At 36.5% G+C, this 24,085-nt stretch carries 28 protein-coding genes; 3 read left to right on the forward strand and 25 right to left on the reverse strand.

All coding sequences use genetic code 11. The annotated features are described in order from the left end of the window. Positions 1-177 (reverse strand): KxYKxGKxW signal peptide domain-containing protein (locus tag ESZ47_RS09610; protein ID WP_148605971.1); only part of this gene is annotated, 177 nt, incomplete at its 3' end. Between the two features lie 296 nt (positions 178-473). On the opposite strand from ESZ47_RS09610, the gene ESZ47_RS06410 reads away from it, so the two are divergent. Together ESZ47_RS06410 and ESZ47_RS06415 are read left to right on the forward strand one after the other, a co-directional pair. Beyond that, positions 474-704, forward strand: a complete 231-nt coding sequence (locus tag ESZ47_RS06410) for a helix-turn-helix transcriptional regulator (protein ID WP_148605836.1) — start codon at positions 474-476, stop codon at positions 702-704. Beyond that, positions 701-1,360, forward strand: coding sequence for an Rgg family transcriptional regulator (locus tag ESZ47_RS06415; RefSeq protein WP_280114211.1), 660 nt, complete (start codon positions 701-703; stop codon positions 1,358-1,360). Before ESZ47_RS06410 ends, ESZ47_RS06415 begins: the two co-directional genes overlap by 4 nt. A gap of 26 nt (positions 1,361-1,386) precedes the next feature. Here ESZ47_RS06415 and ESZ47_RS06420 read toward each other — a convergent pair whose 3' ends face one another. From ESZ47_RS06420 to ESZ47_RS06485, 14 genes are all read right to left on the reverse strand, one after another. Next, positions 1,387-2,625, reverse strand: coding sequence for a PTS sugar transporter subunit IIC (locus tag ESZ47_RS06420; RefSeq protein WP_148605840.1), 1,239 nt, complete (start codon positions 2,623-2,625; stop codon positions 1,387-1,389). A gap of 143 nt (positions 2,626-2,768) precedes the next feature. Then, positions 2,769-3,764 carry a D-2-hydroxyacid dehydrogenase gene (locus ESZ47_RS06425; protein WP_148605842.1) on the reverse strand — a complete coding sequence of 332 codons (996 nt, stop codon included), beginning with the start codon at positions 3,762-3,764 and terminating at the stop codon, positions 2,769-2,771. Between the two features lie 177 nt (positions 3,765-3,941). After that, on the reverse strand, positions 3,942-4,829 hold the full coding sequence (locus ESZ47_RS06430; RefSeq protein WP_148605973.1) for a prenyltransferase: 888 nt from the start codon (positions 4,827-4,829) through the stop codon (positions 3,942-3,944). Positions 4,830-4,903: 74 nt separating this feature from the next. After that, on the reverse strand, positions 4,904-5,542 hold the full coding sequence (locus ESZ47_RS06435) for a DUF421 domain-containing protein (RefSeq protein WP_148605844.1): 639 nt from the start codon (positions 5,540-5,542) through the stop codon (positions 4,904-4,906). Beyond that, positions 5,539-5,982 (reverse strand): DUF3290 domain-containing protein, encoded by a 444-nt coding sequence (locus ESZ47_RS06440; protein WP_148605845.1) that lies wholly within the window; start codon positions 5,980-5,982, stop codon positions 5,539-5,541. Before ESZ47_RS06440 ends, ESZ47_RS06435 begins: the two co-directional genes overlap by 4 nt. A 264-nt stretch (positions 5,983-6,246) precedes the next feature. Next, positions 6,247-7,866, reverse strand: coding sequence for a chaperonin GroEL (gene groL / locus ESZ47_RS06445; protein ID WP_148605847.1), 1,620 nt, complete (start codon positions 7,864-7,866; stop codon positions 6,247-6,249). A 28-nt stretch (positions 7,867-7,894) separates the two neighbouring features. After that, positions 7,895-8,179, reverse strand: a complete 285-nt coding sequence (gene groES, locus ESZ47_RS06450) for a co-chaperone GroES (protein WP_146956329.1) — start codon at positions 8,177-8,179, stop codon at positions 7,895-7,897. A 123-nt stretch (positions 8,180-8,302) separates the two neighbouring features. Continuing rightward, the gene (locus tag ESZ47_RS06455; protein ID WP_148605849.1) at positions 8,303-9,136 is read right to left on the reverse strand and encodes a YitT family protein; all 834 of its coding nucleotides are present in this window, start codon (positions 9,134-9,136) and stop codon (positions 8,303-8,305) included. Positions 9,137-9,148: 12 nt separating this feature from the next. Continuing rightward, positions 9,149-9,508, reverse strand: a complete 360-nt coding sequence (locus ESZ47_RS06460; protein WP_148605851.1) for a DUF956 family protein — start codon at positions 9,506-9,508, stop codon at positions 9,149-9,151. A 74-nt stretch (positions 9,509-9,582) separates the two neighbouring features. After that, positions 9,583-10,497: a PTS system mannose/fructose/sorbose family transporter subunit IID gene (locus ESZ47_RS06465; protein ID WP_148605853.1), complete on the reverse strand. Its 915-nt coding sequence runs from the start codon at positions 10,495-10,497 to the stop codon at positions 9,583-9,585. Positions 10,498-10,511: 14 nt separating this feature from the next. Further along, positions 10,512-11,318, reverse strand: coding sequence for a PTS mannose/fructose/sorbose transporter subunit IIC (locus ESZ47_RS06470; RefSeq protein WP_148605855.1), 807 nt, complete (start codon positions 11,316-11,318; stop codon positions 10,512-10,514). 39 nt (positions 11,319-11,357) lie between these two features. After that, positions 11,358-12,302 carry a mannose/fructose/sorbose PTS transporter subunit IIA gene (locus ESZ47_RS06475; RefSeq protein ID WP_148605857.1) on the reverse strand — a complete coding sequence of 315 codons (945 nt, stop codon included), beginning with the start codon at positions 12,300-12,302 and terminating at the stop codon, positions 11,358-11,360. Positions 12,303-12,539: 237 nt separating this feature from the next. Continuing rightward, on the reverse strand, positions 12,540-13,499 hold the full coding sequence (locus ESZ47_RS06480) for a type I phosphomannose isomerase catalytic subunit (RefSeq protein ID WP_148605859.1): 960 nt from the start codon (positions 13,497-13,499) through the stop codon (positions 12,540-12,542). Between the two features lie 33 nt (positions 13,500-13,532). Next, entirely contained in the window at positions 13,533-14,276 is a 744-nt protein-coding gene (locus ESZ47_RS06485; RefSeq protein ID WP_148605861.1) for a nitroreductase family protein, read from the reverse strand. 92 nt (positions 14,277-14,368) lie between these two features. On the opposite strand from ESZ47_RS06485, the gene ESZ47_RS06490 reads away from it, so the two are divergent. Then, on the forward strand, positions 14,369-14,851 hold the full coding sequence (locus tag ESZ47_RS06490; protein ID WP_148605863.1) for an FUSC family protein: 483 nt from the start codon (positions 14,369-14,371) through the stop codon (positions 14,849-14,851). Positions 14,852-14,863: 12 nt separating this feature from the next. Here the strand turns inward: ESZ47_RS06490 and ESZ47_RS06495 are convergent, their stop codons facing one another. From ESZ47_RS06495 to ESZ47_RS06540, 10 genes are all read right to left on the reverse strand, one after another. Next, the gene (locus ESZ47_RS06495; protein WP_148605865.1) at positions 14,864-15,682 is read right to left on the reverse strand and encodes an HAD-IIB family hydrolase; all 819 of its coding nucleotides are present in this window, start codon (positions 15,680-15,682) and stop codon (positions 14,864-14,866) included. Positions 15,683-15,748: 66 nt separating this feature from the next. Next, on the reverse strand, positions 15,749-16,786 hold the full coding sequence (locus tag ESZ47_RS06500) for a lipid II:glycine glycyltransferase FemX (protein ID WP_148605867.1): 1,038 nt from the start codon (positions 16,784-16,786) through the stop codon (positions 15,749-15,751). Positions 16,787-16,792: 6 nt separating this feature from the next. Then, positions 16,793-17,443: a redox-sensing transcriptional repressor Rex gene (locus ESZ47_RS06505; RefSeq protein ID WP_148605868.1), complete on the reverse strand. Its 651-nt coding sequence runs from the start codon at positions 17,441-17,443 to the stop codon at positions 16,793-16,795. A 97-nt stretch (positions 17,444-17,540) separates the two neighbouring features. Further along, positions 17,541-18,557, reverse strand: coding sequence for a tRNA (adenosine(37)-N6)-threonylcarbamoyltransferase complex transferase subunit TsaD (gene tsaD / locus ESZ47_RS06510; protein ID WP_148605870.1), 1,017 nt, complete (start codon positions 18,555-18,557; stop codon positions 17,541-17,543). Further along, positions 18,550-18,960, reverse strand: a complete 411-nt coding sequence (rimI, locus tag ESZ47_RS06515; protein ID WP_148605872.1) for a ribosomal protein S18-alanine N-acetyltransferase — start codon at positions 18,958-18,960, stop codon at positions 18,550-18,552. Before rimI (ESZ47_RS06515) ends, tsaD begins: the two co-directional genes overlap by 8 nt. Beyond that, positions 18,938-19,495 carry a ribosomal protein S18-alanine N-acetyltransferase gene (gene rimI, locus ESZ47_RS06520; RefSeq protein WP_148605874.1) on the reverse strand — a complete coding sequence of 186 codons (558 nt, stop codon included), beginning with the start codon at positions 19,493-19,495 and terminating at the stop codon, positions 18,938-18,940. The genes rimI (ESZ47_RS06515) and rimI (ESZ47_RS06520) overlap by 23 nt, the downstream gene beginning before the upstream one ends. Further along, entirely contained in the window at positions 19,479-20,189 is a 711-nt protein-coding gene (gene tsaB, locus ESZ47_RS06525; RefSeq protein ID WP_148605876.1) for a tRNA (adenosine(37)-N6)-threonylcarbamoyltransferase complex dimerization subunit type 1 TsaB, read from the reverse strand. The genes rimI (ESZ47_RS06520) and tsaB overlap by 17 nt, the downstream gene beginning before the upstream one ends. A gap of 118 nt (positions 20,190-20,307) precedes the next feature. Continuing rightward, entirely contained in the window at positions 20,308-22,023 is a 1,716-nt protein-coding gene (gene ptsP, locus ESZ47_RS06530; RefSeq protein ID WP_148605878.1) for a phosphoenolpyruvate--protein phosphotransferase, read from the reverse strand. 1 nt (position 22,024) lies between these two features. Continuing rightward, positions 22,025-22,294 carry a phosphocarrier protein HPr gene (locus tag ESZ47_RS06535; RefSeq protein ID WP_148605879.1) on the reverse strand — a complete coding sequence of 90 codons (270 nt, stop codon included), beginning with the start codon at positions 22,292-22,294 and terminating at the stop codon, positions 22,025-22,027. Positions 22,295-22,551: 257 nt separating this feature from the next. After that, positions 22,552-24,042: a carboxypeptidase M32 gene (locus ESZ47_RS06540; protein WP_148605882.1), complete on the reverse strand. Its 1,491-nt coding sequence runs from the start codon at positions 24,040-24,042 to the stop codon at positions 22,552-22,554. Positions 24,043-24,085: the final 43 nt, after the last annotated feature.

Below are 24,085 nucleotides of genomic sequence, written 5' to 3' on the forward strand. Positions count from 1 at the left end.
TTTGTCCGCAGTTGCTGCTGCCACAATAACAGCTTGATCACCAGATGTTACATCAGCATGTGCTTGTTGCAAAAAGCTTGTCGTACCGATAATCGAAAGACTTCCAGCTATGACTAACATTTTCCCCGACTTATACATTTTTTTTCGAAAAATGCTTTTTTCACTTCTGAATCTCATACTCTACTTCCCTTCATTTCTTCCCGCTTTAGCATAAATAAATGTTCGTTCTCTCTACATAAAATATTATTTATACTGGTAACCTCATAAAACGACTATGACTACACAACATTGTCACTAACCAGTTTTATAACGTTAATCAATAAGACTAACTATTTTAATATATAATGAAACAAATATTTAAAATAAAATATGCAGAATTGAATAATTAGAAAAAGTTTATTATGTATTAATATATAATAAATAATTACTTTCATAAAAAATATAAATTCAAATAATTACAGGTTATTAACGACATGAACAATAAAAAAGGAACTGCTATAAAAGAAATTCGCAAAACCAGAGGCGTATCTCAACAAACATTGGGTACGCTCATCGGTTCTCAATCAACGGTCTCTCGTATAGAAAACAATAAAACTGAGCCTACAGACCATACTGTTTTACTGCTATGTAACACATTAAACATCTCATTTGAAGAATACTTCAATACTGTTTTTGGGAAAAAAAAAATAATCTACAGATACTGACGGAGACACTTCATCAATACTATGTGGATCGTAACCGAAAAAAATTAAAACATCTTAAAATATCAATCGAAAAAGATATCTCGCAAAATCCCAATTATCCGTTCACGCGTCACTATTTTTTTATGACACTATCCACCTTGTACCACTTAGATTTTTTTCTAGCAACACCTGAACAACAAAATGAATTAATCGATTATTTTTTTAATGTTAATTATTGGCAATTTTATGATTTATGTTTAATGGAGCATGTTGTCAACATGCTCCATGTCGAGAAAATGAGACCCTATTTATCAGATATTCTCAAACAGTACGCCACTGAATCTATGCCTAAAGCTTCTACTGAAATTGTAAACAGAATATTGATTAATACTTTAGAAACAAGCATTATACAAAAAAAATACAGTTTTACAAAATACTTATTAAACAAAATTGCAGAATATCACTTTAATAGCGAAGACTTTTGGTTTCAAACATGGTTATTATTTTGGACTGGTGTATACGAAAAAAATCATAATAAAATTCGTCATGCATATAGTATCCCTACATATTTACATCAAAATAGTACATTACAAAGCTTTGATAATTTTTTAAAGATTACCCACACAGATAATCCATTTATAGAAAATGACAAAAAAAAAACACATGATATCAACTAATGTGTATCATGTGTTTGATTTATATACTATAAGTCTTGTTGAAAATCCATTGGTGTATATAGTTTCAATAATTTACTAAATACAAATTGCGCAATAAACCCAGCAATAACAGGAATAATCAGCCAAGCAAGGATAGCAATAGCTGGATTAATAAAGTGATTCATAACAGTTGTAGGTACTGTTGGATCTTTTACCATTGATTGGATTGGTGAAACTAGACCAATGTAACCAAACCCCGCAGTTGTTGGTGTTCCTTGAATATTAAACAAGGCAACGGGAATACCAGAAATAGCGGATGCTAACAAGAATGATAACATAGTTGCTGGCTTTGCAAATACAGACGGCATCATACCTTTCATAGCCCCCAAGGCTATGGCGACAGTAACACCAGGCTTATTTACCTTCCATGAATTAATCAATAATACGACAGTTGTTGCAACCACACCCATGGCTGCAGCACCTGAACCTATACCTGATAAACTAATGGCCAATGCAATACCAACAGTTGACACCGGCGTAATAATAATAATGGCAAAAGCCATCGCAATTAACATTGCCATAGGAATAGGTGCTAACTTGGTAAATGTCTCAACCAATTGACCAATCCAAGTCGTAACATCGCCAACATATGGCGCAATTGTTTTACCAAACAAACCAACACCGCCACCAACAAGTATTGGGCTCAAAATAATAGCAACTGAACCAAATCCTTTAAGATAACGAGCTACTAACCATGTAACCAAAACAGCAACAGCTGATACAATCATTGCATTAATCACATCACCCGCACCAGAAGCGATATACACATTAGCAGGCGCAACAGAGTGAATACCTGTTACTGGATTCAACCAACCTTTAGGCGCTACTGCCCACTTAATTGATCCTGAAGCAGCAGCTGTTGCTATAGCAACAACACCAACATCTAGGCTCTTCATTTTGAACTGCAAAGCGACAGCCATACCAATCAAAAATGGGATTAATGATGTAAATAACGTTAAAATGGCACTCAAATTAGTACCAAAAGCTGTTGTACCCAAGCCTGAGTACTGAATAATGTATTTCATCACAGCTGATGGTAGAACACCAATTAAAATTCCTTGTGCTGAACCTGATAAAACTTTGAAGAAAAAGTCCTTCAAATGTAAATCAGTTTGACCACTGAAAACAACGGGGGCATTTTCTTTAGCCTTACGTGCGTACTCTTCATTACGCAATTCTTGCGACTCTCGGGCAGACCACTTTTCGCCTTCTGCTTTGATAGACATACTATTGTCTCCTCTTTTCAATTCTTATTTGTCACACAAACACCCCTCATTGTATGACACCCTCCCAGATACTATTTGCTTGTTACTTCACAAATACTCCGGATAAAAAATTCCCAAATAAGTAATCTGGGAATTCCATAAAATTAATATTCAACAGCAATCGCTGGCTTCTCACCTTTAGCAAAAGCAACTGCGGCATCAAATGATTGATGAACCATTTCCAACACGGCTTTTGTTGTATAGAAAGCTGTATGAGGTGTAACCAGTACATTTTCACGTGAAATCAAATCGGCAATCTTAGCATCTGGGAATTCTTTACCAGACCAATCTTCGTTGAACAAACCAACTTCATTTTCATATACATCCATACCAAAATCAGAAATCTTACCAGAATTTAAGCCATCAATAATAGCATCAATATCCATCAAGTTTCCACGAGCAGCGTTCATAATAACCACGCCGTCCTTCATTTTAGCAATAGCTTCTGCATTGATTAAATGATGGTTTTCAGGAACACCTGGAACATACAATGAAATAGCATCAGCTTGTGCGTATAATTCATCTAATGTGTCGACATACAAACCTTCAGCTTGTAATTCAGCATTTGGGTATTTGTCATAAGCGATGACTTTTGCGCCAAATCCTTTTAAGATATTAATTGCTACACGTCCAATATGTCCTGTACCAATAACACCAACTGTTTGCATACGCATTTCGCGACCAATTGTCGGTGCCCAACGCAAGTCATGTTTAGCAATCTTAGCATCCAATGCCTTAGTACGACGGAGCAAACGTGATAGTTGAATCATTGAGTGCTCTGCAATGGCATTTGGTGAATAAACAGGAACATTTGAAATATTGAAGTTAAATTCACGCGCTGCGTCAAAATCAATATTATCTGTACCAACATTACGTAAAGACAAGTTAGTTACACCAACATTAGCTAATGCTGTCAATGTTTCGCGAGTGTAATCTAATTGTTGATAAACAACAGCTGAATCTGAACCTTCAGCTAATTTAGCTGTATCAGGTGTTAACAACTCTTGTGTATAATCTACTTCAATCTCTGGGTTCGCCGCTTTCCACTCTTCTAGTGATGGCTTTTCATCATCACGAATGCCGTAAGCAAAAATCTTCATAAGATCCTCCAAAATTTTATTTCACCTACCATTGTACCCTATTTCACGAGCTAACGCACGCTCTTAACCCTATATATCACACGGATTTAGAAAAAATTTTATATTGCTAGAATGCCAATCGTTGAGCAATCTGGAAAGCATTCATATTTTTTGAACATAACCTATTCTTAAATATTTTTACAAAAATATTCCTACAAAAATCGTAATCATCATCCCCAAAAAAACAATTAATAAATTTTTAATTGCTAGAATAAATGTCGTTTTTTTGTCGGGATAATTAACAAATTTATGCGCATTTGAAAGTACGATTGGTAACAAAATAATTAGCGCAAAAGAGGTTAGCGGTAGCCATCCTACTAAAGTAACAATAATAATTTCCACAAAACTCAAAATGATAGCAAGTATGTATATTTTTTTTGCATTTTCTAAACCAGTGTAATGTACCAAGGTATGTCGCTTGTTTTCTTGATCTTCATCATAATCAGCGATATTATTGGCTAACATTATTTCTGCTATAAAAAAAGTTAGCGGTAAACTAACAATAAACCATTGAAATAATACATTAGTATTTGGTAATAAAGAAGTATTCACATAAACTTGAGCAACAAAAATAAAATATCCCATTGTTATGCCTGACACAATTTCACCAAAAGGAGTGTTCGTAATTGGCTTTGGACCGGCTGAATAAAAATAACCAATTAAAAAACTAACAATACCAATAATCCATGTTATATAACTTGTACGTATAGCTACTGAAATACCAGCGATGATTGCAATAACTGCTAATACTTCGGCAACATGGAGAACTTGCTTATCAGTAATTATTTCGTTATCAGAATAATCTCGCAAAAACTTATTTTCTTTTTGTCGTTTGTCATCTTCATAACGATTAAATGTATTCACTGCTAAATGAATCGCTACTGTAGCAATAATAAGCAGTAAAGCATTAATCCAATTGATTCGATTATATTGCCATTGACTATATGCTAATGCTACTAATAATGGTGCAACACTTGGTACTACAACACGAATTTCTACTAAATCTAAAAACTGCTTGAATGTCATCATCTATAAATCCTCTGTCATTTATTGTATCAAAAAATTAGACTGACACGTCTAAGTATCAGTCTAATAATTTATTATTTACTTTCATAGGGAGTTAAACGCACTTTACCGTCAATGTATTCACCAACAAATATATCATTTACACCCTCAAATCCCTGTTTTTTTACAATGTTCGTTAACCAAAATTCGTCATGATCAATAACATCAAGCACATCCATATTAATTTGACCATCAAAAATAATAGGATATTTCATATTTTCTTCGCCATTTAAAATAACAGTTAACTGTCCATTTTGCTCAAGAACTGCTCTTTTGACTTCTGCTAAATTATAAACACCTTGCGAACGTAATTTAAACATCAAATCATTGGCTGATAAACCAGCCGATAAAGTATTTTGAATATCAACCTTTCCTCGTTCAATGACTACTTTGGGTTGCCCATCAATAAGCGCTTTGACGTAACGATTATGTTCTTTCAAGAATTTAAAGGTCATCACTAACATGGTCCAAATAATTAAAACAATCGTAAATTGAAATACTGTAATGGTATCAGAATAAATCACAGCGCCAATAATACCACCAAGCACATAGTTTTGTACTTGATCTAATGCATTAGTTGGTGCTAAATTTCCTTTCCCCATAATGTTGATTTGAATAATTAAAGCCACTAAGCCAATAGCAAGCTTAGTTAATATGGGTAGATAGATACTCATTTAACCACCTTCACTTCCGAATTAATAAGATATGCACGTGTCAAGCTATATGATTGCTGGTCAGTACTAATTGTAAGCTTATAATATTTTTGCTCGATTTTCACTAACATACCATCACTTACCGTTGTCGAGTTAAAGTATATTTTATCTTTTGTTACCCCTTGGTTTTTAGCAAATTTTGTCGCAAAAGCTGCCATTTGAGTTTTTTGATCATCTTGTGACTTAGCTTGCTTATAATCCGTATATCTTGCACCAGCTAGAAACAAAAATAGTAACAACGCTATAATACTCAACTCACGATAACGTGTTTGTAAACGATTTCTTACTGAAGCAACAGCTCCAATAGCCATCAGTACGAAAACAATAACCATCAAATACTTACCAATTGTGTCATTAATATTGGTTTGTTTGACTAAGTAGTCAATAGAATAAAAATTCATTCAATAATCACCTCGTTAATCATCATACCATATCTCAAAAACGCATTTTCCCCCTTGATACTATAATAAACAACAGATTAAACTAATTAATCTGTTGTTTATAAGATTTTATGATTTAAATATCGACTGTTATTTTTGATAAGTACTTTATTACCTTATTTTGTCCTTTATCAAGCAAACAATAACAAAACTAGATTTTAAATTTATGCTTAATATTTTCACCACAAAAAAACAAGCTAACATTAGCTTGTTTTTCCCATGATCTTACATCATACCTGGCATACCACCTTGTGGCATAGCAGCTGGTGCATCATCTTTTGGTTCTTCAGCAACGACAGCTTCTGTTGTCAACAACAATGCTGAAACAGAGGCGGCATTTTGCAATGCTGAACGTGTTACCTTAGTAGGATCCACAATACCAGCGGCAATCATGTCTACCCACTCATCAGTAGCAGCGTTATAACCAAATCCTTCTTTTTGTTCTTTCAACTTGTTAACAATCACTGATCCTTCTAAGCCAGCATTTTCAACAATTTGACGAACCGGTGCTTCCAATGCCTTAATAACAGTATTGATACCAGTTTGAACATCACCTTCTTCTGACAAAGCTGAAACAGCAGCAATAACATTAACCAAGGCTGTACCACCACCAGCAACGAAACCTTCTTCGACAGCAGCACGCGTTGCATTCAAAGCATCTTCAATGCGGTACTTACGTTCCTTCAATTCAGTTTCTGTGGCTGCGCCAACGTTAATAACAGCGACACCACCAGCCAACTTTGCAAGACGTTCTTGCAACTTTTCACGATCAAAATCAGAGGTTGTTTCGGCAATTTGTTGCTTGATTGTGTCAACACGTGTTGCAACAGCAGCTTTGTCACCAGAGCCCTCAACAATAGTCGTATTGTCCTTAGTGATATTAACCTTTGAAGCCTGACCTAGTTGTTCAATCGTAACATCCTTCAAGTTCAAGCCAAGATCTTCAGTAATTACTGTACCACCAGTTAAAATAGCGATATCTTCCAATTGTGCCTTACGACGATCACCAAATCCTGGTGCCTTAACCGCAACAACATTGAATGTACCACGCATCTTGTTCAAAACTAATGTTGGCAAGGCTTCACCGGTAATATCATCAGCAATGATCAACAAAGCACGTCCTTGTTCAACAACACTTTGCAATACTGGCAAAATATCTTGAATATTACCAATCTTCTTATCGGTAATCAAAATATATGGATTATCTAGGTTAGCTTCCATTTTGTCATTGTCAGTCACCATATATTGTGACATGTAACCACGATCGAATTGCATACCTTCAACAACATCAAGTGTTGTTTCAATACCCTTTGATTCTTCAATGGTGATCACACCGTCATTACCAACTTTATCCATTGCTTCAGCAATCAATTCACCTACTTCTTCATTGGCAGCTGAAATTGATGCAATTTGAGCAATTTCATCTTTAGTATTAACTGTGTGTGACATTTCATGCAACTTTGCAACAGCTGCTGCAGTTGCTTTTTCAATACCTGTTCGGATGCCAACAGGATTAGCACCAGCTGTCACGTTTTTCAAGCCTTCACCAACAATAGCTTGAGTCAAAACAGTAGCAGTGGTTGTGCCATCACCCGCGATATCATTTGTCTTTGAAGCAACTTCAGCTACAAGCTTAGCACCCATATTTTCAAAATGATCTTCTAATTCAATTGCTTTAGCAATTGTTACACCATCATTTGTAATGGTTGGTGCACCGTATGATTGTTCCAAAACAACATTACGACCTTTGGGCCCAATAGTCGTTTTAACTGTATCAGCTAACTTATCAACGCCAGCCTTCATTTTTGCGCGTGCGTCTTCTGAAAACTTTAATTCTTTAGCCATGATTTAAATATCTCCTTTGATTTGATAATTATTCGACAACTGCAACTATGTCTTTTTCGTGCAATGCTAAGTAATCTTGCCCTTCAAATGACACTTCTTGTCCTGCATACTTATCAAACAAGACTTCATCACCGACTTTAACTGTCAAATCACGGATTGCGCCATCATTCAAGACATAACCCGTTCCCGCAGCTACAACTTTACCAGTAACAGGCTTGTCTTTGGCATTACTTGCCAAAACAATCCCACCGACAGTTTCTTCTGCAGCTTCCGTTACTTCAATAATCACACGATCACCCAATGGCTTCAACATGGATTCATACCTCCGAGATTTTCTTTTTAGCACTCTTTAAACATGAGTGCTAATTACAACTATAAGTATAACACTATCGCATAAAATGTCAATAAAAAAGACATGATATTTGCTATCATATCTTTAAAAAAAGGTGCCCCCATGGGCTTCCGAAATGTCATACGCAATTGTAAAAGCTTCAGGGTCTACTTGATGTATACCACGCAAAAAATGATTATATTCATGATTGTCAAGAACTACCATTAGCATTTCACGGCCATCCCCCATATAACCACCACGAACATCCATAATTGTAAATCCTTTATCGCCTTCACTTAAATACTGCTTCAAATCATCAATACGGTCATTAGTAGTAATATAAACCATTTTTCGACGATCTAAACCAGTCTCAATGTAGTTCATGACAACTGCAGTAATCACTAACGAAAACAATGCTAAAATTAATGCTTCTAGTCCTTCAGTAGCTAAGTTTCCTAGTGAAACTACAGTATCAATTGCCAACAAAGATATCGCCGGGGAAATACGAAAATATTTTTTTAAAATCATCGGTGGCACTGCTGTACCACCACTAGAAGCGTCAATTCGATATAATAATGCAACACCAACTGCAAAAATACTGCCACCAACTAAAACTGAAAACGTTCTATCGTGTAACACTTGAAAACTCGGTGTCATTTTCAATAAAATCGGTAAAACTATACTACCGAATGCAATTCGAGCCGTTGTTCCCCTGTCTAAAAAGATACTTGCTAAGATAATCATAATCAGATTAACAATTAAAACGGTTACAGCACGATCAAAGCCGATCAATTCGTTCATTAAAATCGCTATACCCGTTGCCCCGCCTGCTGCAACTTTCGCGGGTGCGTAAAAAAAATTGATACTTATTGCCACGATTTCAAGTGCCATGACAATAATGATATATCGAAGTGCTTGATAATTCTTAAGTAATTTCATTCAGTCTCCTCATTATTTATATTTGAAACGTGAACGTATTTTATCCCACAAAGAAGAGCTTCGTAATATTTTGTCATTGCCCAAATGTTCACGCATGATTTTTAGTAATTTACCAGATGATTTCGAAGAAAAATTTAAATCAATCTTATCTGTTTTAATTTTAAAACGGCGGCTAACTTTATCCCCAGATATATGTGTGTAAACAGCTATAACATTGGTCCAAGGAATTTGAATGTAGTCTTCAATATTATTATCATTGAAGAATTCAAAAGCTTTATCTCCAACCAAAATTTTTCCGTACTTCGCCCCCATGCCAAGATAAGAAATACCCTGTGTTGCAAGTTCGGCTTTCGTGTTCAAAGATTGAACCATAATTTTCCCCTGACTTCTTATGTATTAACAAAAATGCTTGCCCTTATCGACAAGCACTTTTATCATAAAATTTGTTACATTATCTTCAATGCATGCATTACGATACCAAAGATAAAGATACCGATAATCATAGTGATAGGTGAAACCTTCTTTTTCAAAAGCCACATTGCCAAGAATGTTAACAAGAGTCCCATCAATCCTGGAATCAAGCTATCCAAATTACTTTGTAGTGTATTTGGTGCTAACTTTGTTAATGACAATCCAGAGGCTTGTTCACTTAAAATTCTTTGTAACTCTGTACCACTAACATTACCATTTGGGAACTTAATATAAGCACCCTCAGACAACTTTTTAGCGGGCAATCCAAGAATAAACTTAATAGATACCCAGCGTTCAACCAAAACAGCCAAGATAAACATACCAAGAATTGAAGCGCCTTTGGTGATATCTTTTAGCAATCCACCCGACAAATCTTGCGTAATTGCACTACCTGCCTTGTATCCGAATTCTTGTGTATACCATATAAACGCCATACGAATAATGTTCCAAAGAACGAAGAACAAAATAGGTCCAAGAATATTACCACTCATTGCTAACGACGCACCAAGTGCCCCAAGGATTGGACGAACAGTGAACCAGAAGACCGGATCACCAATTCCAGCCAACGGCCCCATCATTCCAATTTTAACTCCTTGAATAGCGGTATCATCAATAGCTGCACCATTGGCACGTTCTTCTTCTAAGGCCAAAGTAACACCCAGAATTGGTGAAGCAACATAGGGATGCGTATTAAAGAATTCCAAGTGCCTTTGCAACGCTGCTGAACGATCTTCTTTTGATTTGTATAACTTTTTTATCGCTGGAATCATGGCATACGCCCATCCAACGTTTTGCATACGTTCGTAGTTCCATGATCCTTGCAAGAATTGCGAACGCCAAGCAACTGACATACGATCTTTACGTGTTAGTTCAAGTTTTGTTTCAGCCATCATCTTGCCCCTTTCTAATACTTGTTCAAAATGTCGCCGACAGGATCGCCGCCACCATTTGAACCGCCGCCATTATTGTTACCACCCATTTTTGACAAGTTGATATAAATCAAAGCAAGTGCAAGACCAATTGCACCTAATGCAATCAATGTCAACTGACTGACAGCAGCAAGAGCAAATCCAATAGCGAAGAATGGCCATACTTCTCGAGTAGCCATCATATTAATAACCAAAGCATAACCAACTGCAACAACCATACCACCACCAATGGCCATACCACCAGTTAACCATTCTGGCATAGCAGTCAAAGCAGACCTTACTGCTGAAGCTGGTACTGCTATCAACAATGCAGCCGGAATAGCTATACGCAGTCCTTGCAACAATAAAGCAAATAAGTGTAATCGTTCTATCGTACTAATTTTACCTTCCTTAGCAGCTGCATCGGCACCATGTGTTAGTCCAACGGCAATGGTACGAACCAACATAGTTAAAAAGAGACCAGCAACAGCTAATGGTATAGCAGATGCGTAAGCCACTGCTATACCTGTACCAGAGAAATCACCACCCTTAACCATGATAATGGAAGAAGCTACTGAAGCCAAGGCCACATCAGGAGCAACAGCCGCACCAATATTAGCCCAACCTAAGGCAACCATTTGTAGCGTACCACCTAAAATGATTCCTGCTGTAAGATGACCAGTTACTAAACCAATCAGCGTAGCTGATACTAGTGGTTGATGAATTTGAAATTCATCCAGAATACCTTCCATACCTGCAAAGAAGGCAATAATTACGACTAAAACTATCGCAATAACAGACATATTAGACACCTTTCTTAATTAAACATTTCGCATGTAAAATTATTTAACATTTGCTTTCTTAATTAACTCAAACAAGTTAGCCTTACTATCATTAGGAACTTTTCGAACATCAAATTCAACACCTAAATCACGCAATTTTTCAAAAGCTGCAACATCAGTTTTATCCATTGACAAAACTTTGTTCACCATTGTTTTCCCTTCAGAGTGCGCCATTGAACCAACATTCAAAGTTTTAATTGGCACACCACCTTCAACAGCTCTCAAAACATCTTCAACTGTTTCAAATAATAAGAATGCATCTACACCGCCAAAGCGATTGTCTTTTGCAACTTCAATCATTTTACTGATCGGCACGATGTTTGCTTTGACATTATTTGGAGCAGCTTGCTGAATTAAACTTTTACGCAATTCATCCTTAGCTACAGCATCTGAAACCACAATAATACGGTTAGCCTTTGAGTCCGGTGTCCATGCAGTAGCTACTTGACCATGAAGCAAGCGTGTATCCAAACGTGCCAACTTGATATTGACATGCCCCTCTTTCAATCCAGCACTCGTTTGAGTGGCTTTAACTGTCGCCTCTTCTTTAGCTTCAGGTACAGATTTGACGCCATCCTTGGAAACGGGTACCAAATATGTTGCTAATCCTGCCGCAGTATCCTGACTAAGACGTCCGGCGTAGGCTTCAATTAACATTGGTAAATTCAATCCAGCAACAATCGCCATTTTTTCTGGGTTTTGCTTTTGAATCAAGCTAGCGCGATTAAAAGGTGAACCACCCCATAAGTCTACTAAAAACAAAACTTGATCATCATTGTCAAATTTGGCTAGTGCTTCTTGATAATGTTTATCTAAATCATCTGGACCTTCATTAGGTAAAAATGTAACAACTTCAACATTTTCTTGTTCACCGAAAATCATCGAACCTGACATCAGTATCCCTTTTGCAAAGTCTCCGTGACTGGCAATAATTAGATTAACCATCCGGTTATCTCCTTCTCAATAAAATACTTACTATATGATTATAACGGAACACGAATATTTTGTAAACGCTTTCAGATAACATTTTTGTTACCGTTTACATATATAATTATAATCCTAGTTTCGTTAAAAAAACAAGTTTTCACTCTTTCTTACATAAAATATTGTTTCTTTTCATAAAACGACATTTCTTAGTTGGCAATTTGATGTAAAAAATCACAGTATCGAACCAACTAGGCTTTACCGAACCAACAAATTCTGATTTAAATTTTTCGAAGTCACAAAGCTACGCATGATAGTCATATCACCATTTAATTGATATTTTTTGACATCGTCTAGTAAGATAAAGCTATCACCTTTTTTAATTTTATCATCATTAATTTCCCCTTTCCCAGCAATAACGGTAAATAATTCGTAATGATTTATCTTTTTAAATACTGAAAGCCCTCTAACAAGTAGTTTATCAATAGTGAATTGTCTTGACACTACTAGCTGCTCAATTACTGTTTGATCATTAATAGTCGTATTTTGAACTAAAATAGGGTCTGTATGTGGAACCGTGGTAACCGCCAATGCCTCTTTAATTTGTAATGGGCGTTTTTCACCTGTATGAACATCAACACGATCAAAATCATAAAAGCGATAGGTTGTATCAGAACTTTGTTGAATCTCAAGAGCAACAATACCTGCTCCTAGTGCATGAAATGTACCAGATGGCACATAAAAGAAATCACCAGACTGCACAGGAATTGTACGTAGCAGTTGTTGCCAATCTTTTTGTTCTACCATCTTTTCAAGTTCTTGTCTTGTCTTTGCATGATGCCCATAATATATTTTTGAATCTGATTTTGCATCTAAAATATACCAGCTTTCTGTTTTACCAAACTTTTCGTGTGATTGTTTATCATTTGGATGGACTTGAATGGACAAATTTTCATGTGCATCCAAAATTTTCACCAATAACGGAAAAGATTCATTATTTTCATGTCCACCAAATAATTCTGGTTGTTTTTTCCAAATGTCGTCTAACCCTTGACCTTCAAATTGACCATTGGTTATGATTGAACGACCATTTTTATGAGCCGCAATCGCCCAAGCTTCTCCGGTATGGTTATTTTTAATTGGATAATTATATTGTTTTAAAGCGCTGCCGCCCCACATTTTATCATGTAACTCTGCTTTTAAATGTAATATAGTCATAATGTAATCGCTTTCATTTATATTTAAAAAAATTTACTCTAAGTTAAAGCCCTTATCTTTAGCATATTTAGTTAGTAACGAAGAATTTTTTCGTTGTGCAGTCAGCATTCTAGCATTATTTTCCGTCCAAGAACGCCGAATACCACGATTAGCATAATACCCAACCATAACTTGATTATAATCTGCAACAGCTTCTTCTAACTGTGATTGATTGTAGTTATCAGTCATCAAGCATCCTTTTTCACCTAATTTAGGCTTAATCCCTGGATTATCCGCTGGATACCCAATTGAAAATCCCATCACAGCCTTAACATAACGTGGTAAATTAAGGTATTCTTCATAGATTTCAAAAGCACCTAACGCACCTGCCATTGTAACGCTACCAAGTCCTAAGGACTCAGCTGCAACTTGAGCACGTCCAAGAGCAATGCCAGCACTGATTATACCACCCTCAAGTAAAGCATAACTCTGTATATTCTTTTCTGCAAGTTTCTGTTGTTCACTGTCTAAACCAATTAAATCTTTATTATAATCAACAGTAACAACGAAGTACCTAGCTGCTGTTTCAATATATTTCATCCCCACTTTATCAGAAATATCTGCCTTGATTTTCTGTGAGGTAATTTCTATAAACGTGACAGGTTGATAATTATTCATATTTGGTCCGGCAGTGGCCGCATGAATAATTTCTGAAACTTGTTGATCTGAAACAGTTTCGTTAGTGAAAGCACGGATGGACATATGCTGATTGAGAATATCTAAAGTTTGATTCGACATAAGAGAACCCCTTCATGAAGATAATTATTGTTCATATCTAGATAGTACCATAAAATTATGATAAAATAATAAAATATTCATTGGAGAAAATTATGCAACTCGGGAGATTCCGATTAGGATTACGTACATTAAAAACAGCATTAGCTGTTATGTTAATTATCACATCTTTTTATTTTTTTCATCGACCGCCATTTGTCGCTTGTTTAGCAGCTGTTTTTGCTTTGCGAGAGAGCTGGGATAAAACATTAAACTTCGCTAAAGTTCGTTTAATTTCTAATACCGTTGGTGGTATATTTTCATTGTTTTACTTTCTTGTTCATCAAGCAACACACCAAGCGGCTTGGGTTTCAATGATTCTTCTTCCTTTGCTTGTTATTATTGTGATTGTGCTATTAGACGGATTTAATTATAATAGCGGTGTTATTGGTGCTATGGCGGCCTTACTGATGATTTCTCTTAATATTCCAGCAGGAGCAACTATCATCTACGTTATTGACCGCATTATTGATACTTTTATCGGTGTTGTAACAGCTATCATCATTAATAGATTTTGGTCACCAAAAAAAGCGACTTAAGTCGCTTTTTTTTTAAATGCCTAAATACTGCTCAATAGTTTTTAAAACACCATCATTAGTATTTACATCCACAGCTTTTTTATGAACTCGTTCTTGCATAAACGCCTCTGCATTAGGCATCACAAAACCATGTTCATATTTAGTCAGCATTTCCAAGTCATTACCGTTATCACCAAACACCATCACTTCACTATCTAAAACATTATAATAGTCTTGTAAAACCTGTAATCCAGCAGCCTTATCAACACCTTTTCCAAGAACATCAACTGATCCGAACCCTGACCCAGTAGCATGTAATTCATCACCAAAAATATTTCTAAGTGCTGCTACGTGTTGTTGCACTTCGTTATTAGGCCACACAAAAGTGATACCTAAAATACGATCATCAACCTGCATCAGTTTTTCAACTTGTTTAACATTGGGATAAAATTGGAATACCATCTCTGCAACTTGCCCAGTAGCATGATTAGAAACATATGTTCCTTTGTCTCCGGTCATAATAATAATGTTCTCGGCAGATTCTGGATTTTTAGCATTCCATTCAATTACTTTTGATAATTGTTCAGCAGATAAGTGAACAGAATATAATTGTTCTTCAAATGTAGAAACAACTGCACCGTTAGAACCAACGTAGTCTAGTGTGAACCCATTATTAATTGTTGGTGCAAACAACTGTTGTAAATTTTTAACTTGACGTCCTGAAGCTGCTACAAAACGCATCTCACGTTCTTTCATCACTGATAAAACACGTTCAAATCTTGCTTGACTATACTCATCATTTGCGGTTAAAAACGTACCATCCATGTCTGACGCAATTAATTTAATTGACATTATTTGTCTCCTACTCGTAAGTAATATCTTTCAATTGTACCAAAAAAGCGCTGCTAAGCGCTAATTTCATTCAAATTGTTTAAGATATTCTTGATAACCAGATTCGTCAACCACCCAATCTAGTTCGCCAATATATTCCGCATGCGGATCATGATAAGCAAATTCATGTTTAAACTTATACAATCCATCTGAATTATCAAATTCCCCAATACCACCAAAGTCGTATTCGACTTTTCCTAGTTCAAGTCCCCATTTGAGCATTTCATATTGAATAGCAGCCGGTGCATTATGCTTACCGAATTCACGATATGATCCAGCATACATGTACCAAATTTCATCACCATAAGAGAAACCTAATCCACTTGCAATGACCTGACCTTCAAAATGTGCTAGATAAACGCGGAACAATCCTGTTCCATCCCATAGCTTTTGCATGCGTAAGAAGTAATCAATTGGACGATGCGTAATACCATGATTTTTAGCCATTGAAACATAAGTATCAAATAAGGCACGCACATCTGCTTCACTATCACCATGAGTTATAGTAACACCATCACGGAAAGCACGGCGAATATCATTTCGAACTTTTGGCTTAAAGTGTAACATCAACTCATCTTCGTTCGTAATGGGTTGGGCACCTTCACCACGGCCATCATAATACAGAACAACATTCTTACGTGGCTGAATGTTCCCATGCATATGCTGCACTTGCTTATTTCTAGTTTTAAAACCAGCATCAATATATTTTTGGTTTAATTCATCAGAATATGCTACTTCTGGGTCCATACGTACTAAGAATACGTTATCTGGTAAAGCTTCCAAAGCTTCTGCAATTAAAGACTTAATTAAATCAATGTTTTCAACATCAACTACTGGGCCACGTCCAACGTAGGCTAGTAGTTTTCCTGGAACTGCTTCAACAGTTAAGACAGACATCACTGCATCAATTTGTCCATCGGTTTCATGGTAAACATAAACATGTCCCCAATTAGATTTCAACTCTCCCCATAGAGGGTCTTGTGTGACTTGCCCGCGAGGATTTTCACGCACAAATTTTTGATAAGCCGTTACTTTTTGTGAATCATCTAAATTTAATATCGTCATATGAAATTATAGTCCTGTCGTAATTGAGCCGTAGTTTTCAATAAAATAAACTAACGTCTGTAATTCGTTCGTCAAATCAACATTTTGTACTCGAACACCTGTAGGAACAGTAACACGTACAGGTGTGAAATTCAAAATTCCTTTTACACCAGTTTCAACTAATTGATCCGTTATCTCCTGTGCAACGCCTTGCGGAACAGTTAGAATCGCAATGTTAATGCGTTGTGCTGAAATTTGTTCCTGTAGCTCATCCATTGAGTAGATTGGCACACCAGATAAGATTGTACCCGTACGCTTTTCATCAGCATCAAATGCTGCAGCGATACGCATATTTGAAGATTGATGAAAATTAAAATTCAATAATGCTTGCCCAAGATTACCAGCACCAATCAATGCCACATTAATCAAACTATCTTGATCCAAAACATTCGCAAAAAAGTCGAGTAATGCCTTCACATCGTAACCATATCCACGTTTGCCTAGTGCGCCAAAATAGGAAAAATCTCGACGAATAGTTGCTGCATCAAATTTAATAGCCTCACTCAATTCTGAAGAAGAAATACGCTCTTTACCAGCATCGTGTAAAAATGTTAAATATCGAAAATATATAGGTAACCGCTTGGCAGTTGCCCGCGGTATTTTAGGTTGTTGCGTCATAGTTATCTCCATTATCTGTACTTGTGAACTTTTGCATAACTAGTATACCATATATACAAAGCTTTTACCAAAAGATAGTGATTTTTTCACAATGGTGTCATAATTGTAATAAATCAAAATCCAATCCTGGATCTGTATTTAAATCTAAATCAGCAAAAATCTTTTGCTTATAATTCCAATATCCTGCTGCACCAATCATTGCTGCATTATCACCAGTATATCGAATGGGCACCGGAATAAATATGGTCTCTGAAAAATCATTGAGCAATATAGTCAATTCTTCACGTAGTTGGGAATTAGCTGCAACGCCACCTGCTAATATAAAACTTTTGACAGAAAAATTTTCTAATGCACGCTTTGTTCGACCGATCAATGCGTCAACAACAGCATTTTGAAAGCTAGTTGCTAGATCATTTTGATTAATTTGCTCACCTTTTTGGTCAGCGTGATGTACATAGTTAATAACTGCACTTTTTAGACCTGAGAAGCTAAAATCATAATTATCTTCATGAGCCATCGCTGTCGGAAACTTAATCGTTGCTTGTCCACGATGAGCCATTTCATCAATTGTTTTTCCAGCAGGATATGGCAAATTTAATAGTCGCCCAACCTTGTCGAAACTTTCCCCAGCAGCATCATCACGCGTCTCACCAATCACTTCAAATTGATTTTCTTTACGCATTAATACTAGTTCTGTATGTCCGCCAGAAACCATTAATGCCAAAGCTGGGTATTGTACACTTTGATTAAAATTAGCAGCCGCAATATGACCAGCTAAGTGATTCACCGGAATAACTGGCAAATTATGTGCTAAGGCGAACGTCTTAGCACCCATTAATCCAACCAAAAGGGACCCTACTAAACCAGGACCATATGTCACCGCAACTGCATCCAGTTCATTTGGCTTAACATCAGCTGTTTTTAAAGCGTCATTTAACACACGTGTAATCCATTCAATATGATGTCGACTAGCCACTTCTGGTACAATACCACCAAAACGTTGATGCGAATTAATTTGTGTTGCCACACTGTTACTTAACACAACGTGACCATCTTCAACTATGGCGACACTGGTTTCGTCTGCACTTGATTCAAATGAAATTATTTTAGTCAATTTTTTTCTCCATCATTATCGCATTATCACCGTTGCGATAATACTTTTCACGACGATGATACGCTGTAAAACCTACTTTTTGATATAAAGTTTGCGCCGCAATATTTTGCTCTGATACTTCCAACAAAAAACGTTTTATCTGTTTCATGTCAAAAATGTAATTTAACAGTTCTTGTGCAACACCTTGATGCTGATGCCTTGGATGTACTGCGACACTAACAATCTCTGCCTCATCTAAAATTGTAGTGACCCCGACAAAGCCACCATTACCAACATAATAAACTGTTCTGGGACTAGTTAAATCGTGTTCAAAAACACTTTTAGGCCATGGAGAGCTACCAAAAGCCTCATTAGCAATATCCCAAATTAAATCAATATCCTTAGTTGTCGCTTGTCGAATCATCAAAATTTAACACCATCGATACTGCATCTTCGCGATTATCGAGATAATATCCCTTCTTAACACCTGTTTGCCGATACCCTAAACGTTCATATAAAGTGATTGCCTTCACATTGGATATACGTGCTTCTAATGACATCGTCACTACATTTAGTTTTCTCGTGAGCTGATATAATTCTTTTAATAACGTTGTACCTAAGCCATTACCTTGCCATACTGGAACAATAGCAATATTAGTAACATGTATATCATGAATATCATTACGTAATGCTGCACCAGCAAAACCAATAATTTGGTCACGACGTTCGATAACTAAATAAAGGCGTATATGTGGACGAGATAGTTCGCTAACAAAATCGCGTAATAGCCATGGTGCTGAACCATTATAAACAGCTTCCTCTATTTTTATCAGCATATCAATGTCTGACATTGTAGCACGCCTAAGGACGAAAGTTGACCCTTCAATATCAACTGTTCTCTTATTATATTTTGGCAAACTATCTAATAAATACTTTGATTTTTTAAACTTCGAAAACATAATTCTCTGGTTTATCCTCACCAGGATGTGCAGCAATCCAGTTCAACTCCGCTTGTGTTTTGCGGAGATAATTTGGATTAAAATGTTCAATATCCTGTACGGGTTGTTCCTGCAGTCCTAGTGTTACAATCCCCAGTCCATTGGGAAGGCTTTCTTCTGGTAACAATATTGTGGCACGCTCACCAAAAAGTGATTGTATCTCTGTCACAAATTCTGTTGTATCTCCCATAAAAGTAATCGATTCGTTACGTCCTTTTAGAAAGTCAAATAAATTGATAATTGGCTGATGAGACTCAGCAAAAATGATTGCTCCATGTTGATAAACACCGGCAAATACATTTTTATTCCGTGCATTAAACAACGGCACCACCAAACCATCTGTTGTCACTTGTTCGGCTAAGATGGCTAGACTAGAAACACCACATAATTCAGCATTCAGTGTATCAGCCAGTACCTTTGCCACTGTGACACCAATTCTCAATCCGGTAAATGATCCTGGACCTTGGGCAACAATAATACGATCAATATCTTGTAATAACCAGCCTTCTGCTGCCACAATATCTCTCACGGCTGGTAACAGTTGAATTGAATGATTGCGAGCAACGTTCGTGGTAAACACGTTTTTTACTTTATTATTTTCCGCCAAACTCACTGTTAGTGGTTGGTTACTTGTATCAAATGCTAAAATCTTCATAAGTTTAATTTTATCACAAATAATAACAATTAAATGCTAATTGTTATATGAATTAATAACTTTTGTGCTAACTACAAATGACAAAAAAAGACGCTTCACAGCGCCTTCCCTAAATATATTATTTTGTAGCATCGACTACTAACTGAATTACTTCATCATTAGTCTCGGCATCTAAAGCTTTTTCTGCCAAAACCTTCATCTCAGCTGTATCAAGCTTTTTCATGAGCGAACGTGTCTGCAAAACAGATGGCGCACTCATTGAAAACTCATCTAATCCCATGCCAACCAATAATGGCACAGCTACGGGATCTCCAGCCATTTCACCACACATTGCTACAAATTTGCCTTCTTTATGGGCAGCCGCAATAACTGTGTTAATTAATCGCAAGATAGATGGGTTATAGGGTTGATACAAATAAGCAACACGGTCATTTCCGCGATCAGCAGCCATTGTATAACCAATAAGGTCATTGGTTCCAATCGAGAAGAAATCAACTTCCTTGGCAAACTTATCAGCCAGAACAGCTGCAGCTGGTATTTCAATCATAATACCTAACTTGATTTCACCTATAGTTGTGCCAGCTTTTTCAAGTTTAGCACGTTCCTCAAGGTAGATCTTTTTAGCAGCACGGAATTCCGCCAATGTTGCAATCATTGGGAACATAATCCATAAATTACCAAACGCTGACGCACGTATTAAAGCACGTAATTGCGTACGGAAAATATCAGTTTGATCTAAGGAAATACGGATTGCTCGATAGCCCAAGAATGGGTTCTCTTCTTCAGGTAATTTCCAATAATCAAGATGCTTGTCTCCACCAATGTCCATTGTACGAACTGTAACAGGTTTTTCACCCATTTTTTCCACAACAGCTTTGTAGGCGTCAAACTGCTCATCTTCTGTTGGTAAGTGATCAGATTCCATATATAGGAATTCTGTTCGATACAAACCGACCCCTTCAGAACCATTGTCCAAAACAGCCTGCATATCTTTTGGTGCACCAATGTTCGCACCAACAATAAACTCTTTCCCATCAGCAGAAACAGATTTTTCGTCTTTCAACTTAGCCCACTCAGCACGTTGTGCCAAGAAATCAGCTGATTTCTTTTGATAAGTGGCCAACGTATCTGCATCTGGATTAACGACAACATCCCCAGTTAAACCATCTACAATGACGATGTCGCCATTGGAAACTTCAGATGTAGCTTGATCAGAACCCACAACAGCAGGAATTTCTAACGTACGCGCCATAATTGAAGCATGTGCTGTACGTCCGCCAAGATCTGTCAAAATACCTTTCACAAATTGGCGGTCTAGTTGTGCAGTATCAGAAGGTGTTAAATCTTTTGAAACTAAAACAACTTCTTCATTAATTAATGCTGGATTAGGAAGTGAAACCTGTAACAAATGTGACAAAATACGCTTAGTAACATCACGAATATCGGCCGCACGTTCTTGCATATATTCGTTGTCTGTCATTGCATCAAACATGCTAATATACATGTCTGTCACTTCTTTAACAGCTTGCTCCGCATTAATTTTATCATCTTCAATTTTTTGTTTAATTGCACCAGACATTTCAGGATCAGCCAACACCATGAGATGTGCTTCGAACACTTCAGCTTCTGCAGCGCCTAAGTTTTCAGTAGCTTTCGCCTTAATCAATTGAACATCATTACTAGAAGCCTTCAAAGCATCGTCGACACGTGCTTGTTCAGCCGCCACATTCGTTATTGTTGTCTTTTCAAAAGACAAATCTGGATCAACTAACAAATAAGCTTTAGCAATTGCTACGCCATTACTTGCCGCGATTCCTTTGAAGTTTTTCGTCATTTTACTCTGCTAGTCCTTCTGTTGCCATTGCTTCAGCAATTGTTGTCATAGCTGCTTCTTCATCAGAACCTTCTGCTTTGATTGTAACATCTGCTCCTTGACCTACACCTAATGACATCACACCCATGATTGACTTCAAATTAACATCTTTACCTTGATATGATAATGTAACATCTGATGCAAACTTCGAAGCTGCTTGTACCAACAAAGTAGCTGGACGTGCGTGAATACCTGTTTCTGCTATGATATGAAAGTCTTTTGATTGTGCCATGTTTAAATTTCTCCTTTGTGCTGTTAATCAGCTTCTGAATATAGTTTATCAAAGCGCTTACAAAATATCAAGTAGAATATTGCACAAATCATTGTTATATCAGGCAATAACGCACAAAATGCCTATTTATCGGCCTTTTCATTGAAACCGGTTACATTTACTTGACGTTTGCTTTTCTGAAAAAAATATTGATAATATTTGAAACAACTCATGGTGCATAAAAAAGTATTGCCCGAACAGACAATACTTTTCTAAGATTAATTATAATAGCTATACAACCTAGTTACGAAATCCAACCAATATTGCGGATTCAAAGCCTCGCCTGTTGCTTGTTCTAAAATTTCGTTTGGATCAACAGCACCACCATATTGCCAAATATGAGATTTGCGCCATTCAAAAATTGGTGAGTAATCCCCCGATTCAAATATATTTTTGAAATCTAAGGTTTTCGTCATTGTTGCTCTAAATTGAGCTGCATACAGATGTCCTAAAGCGTAACTTGGGAAGTAACCAAATGAGCCACCTGCCCAATGAATGTCTTGTAAAATACCAGTCAAATCATCAGGAACATCTAAATCAAGGTATTCCTTGTATTTTTTATTCCATAAGGCCGGCAAATCTGCTACGTCAATATGATCATTAAAAATAGCTTTTTCAATTTCATAACGAATAATAATGTGTAGCGGATATGTCAATGGATCTGCTTCAGTTCGAATAAACGTTGCTTCTGTTTTTAACCAACCTTGGTAAAACTGATCAAAACTAATATCATTCAACGTTGGTGCTACTATTGACTGTAGCTTTGGATACTCGACTACCCAAAATTCTTTTGAACGCCCAATCATAACTTCATTAAAAAGCGATTGTGACTCATGAATACTCATACTAATTGGCAATACAGAACGTAAGTCATCATATTTTGAATCAACATTTTGTTCAAATAAACCGTGTCCCGCTTCATGAAGAATACCCAAAACAGCCATTTGAAAATTATTCTCGTCCCATCGCGTAGTAATACGAGCATCATCACGATTTAAAGCCTCCATAAACGGATGAATTGTATCATCTAGACGGCCTTTATCAAGATTATATCCAAGCCTTTGCGCAGCATCCATAGCATATGTACGCTGTTGTTCTTTTGTTACTCTTCGAGATAAAAATGAACTGTCAACTATTGATTCATTCTCAGCAATTTTTTTACGTAATGTGGTTATTCCTGACTTAACTTGGTCAAATATTGTATCCAACTTTGCTACTGTTAACCCTGGCTCGTACTGGTTCAATAAAACATCATAAGGTGTTTTCTCATCTTTTCGCCACAGTGGGATGAATCGCTGTAAATAGCCGATAATTTTTTCTAAATAAGGTTGATAAATTTTGTAAGCATTAGCTTCTCGTGCTTGTGCCCAAAAATCTTGTGCTTCAGATAGTGTTTTTTGAAAATCAACAAAATCTTGCTCTGGAATATTGCCAGTCATATCAAAATCCTTACGAGCTTTTCGAAGGACTAATTGTCCTAGTTCATCTAGTGATGCGCTATCTTTTTCTAGATCTGTTAATATATTTTTTCGATTGTCTCCAGTTGAAACTTGAAATAATTTTTCAGCTAAATAACCATCTATTTCTGCCCGAAAATGCCCTGAATCTTTAGGCATTCCAGTTAGAGCATCCCAACCTGAGAGGGCCGAAATTTGAGAAAGAAGGGTCTGTTCTTTAACCGAGTTGAATAAATCTTTCTGTGTTGTCATATAAAACTCCTCATATTTTTTTCAATTAATCATTATTTTATCA

The organism is Leuconostoc litchii (assembly GCF_008107645.1).
GTDB classification, from domain to species: Bacteria; Bacillota; Bacilli; order Lactobacillales; family Lactobacillaceae; genus Leuconostoc; species Leuconostoc litchii.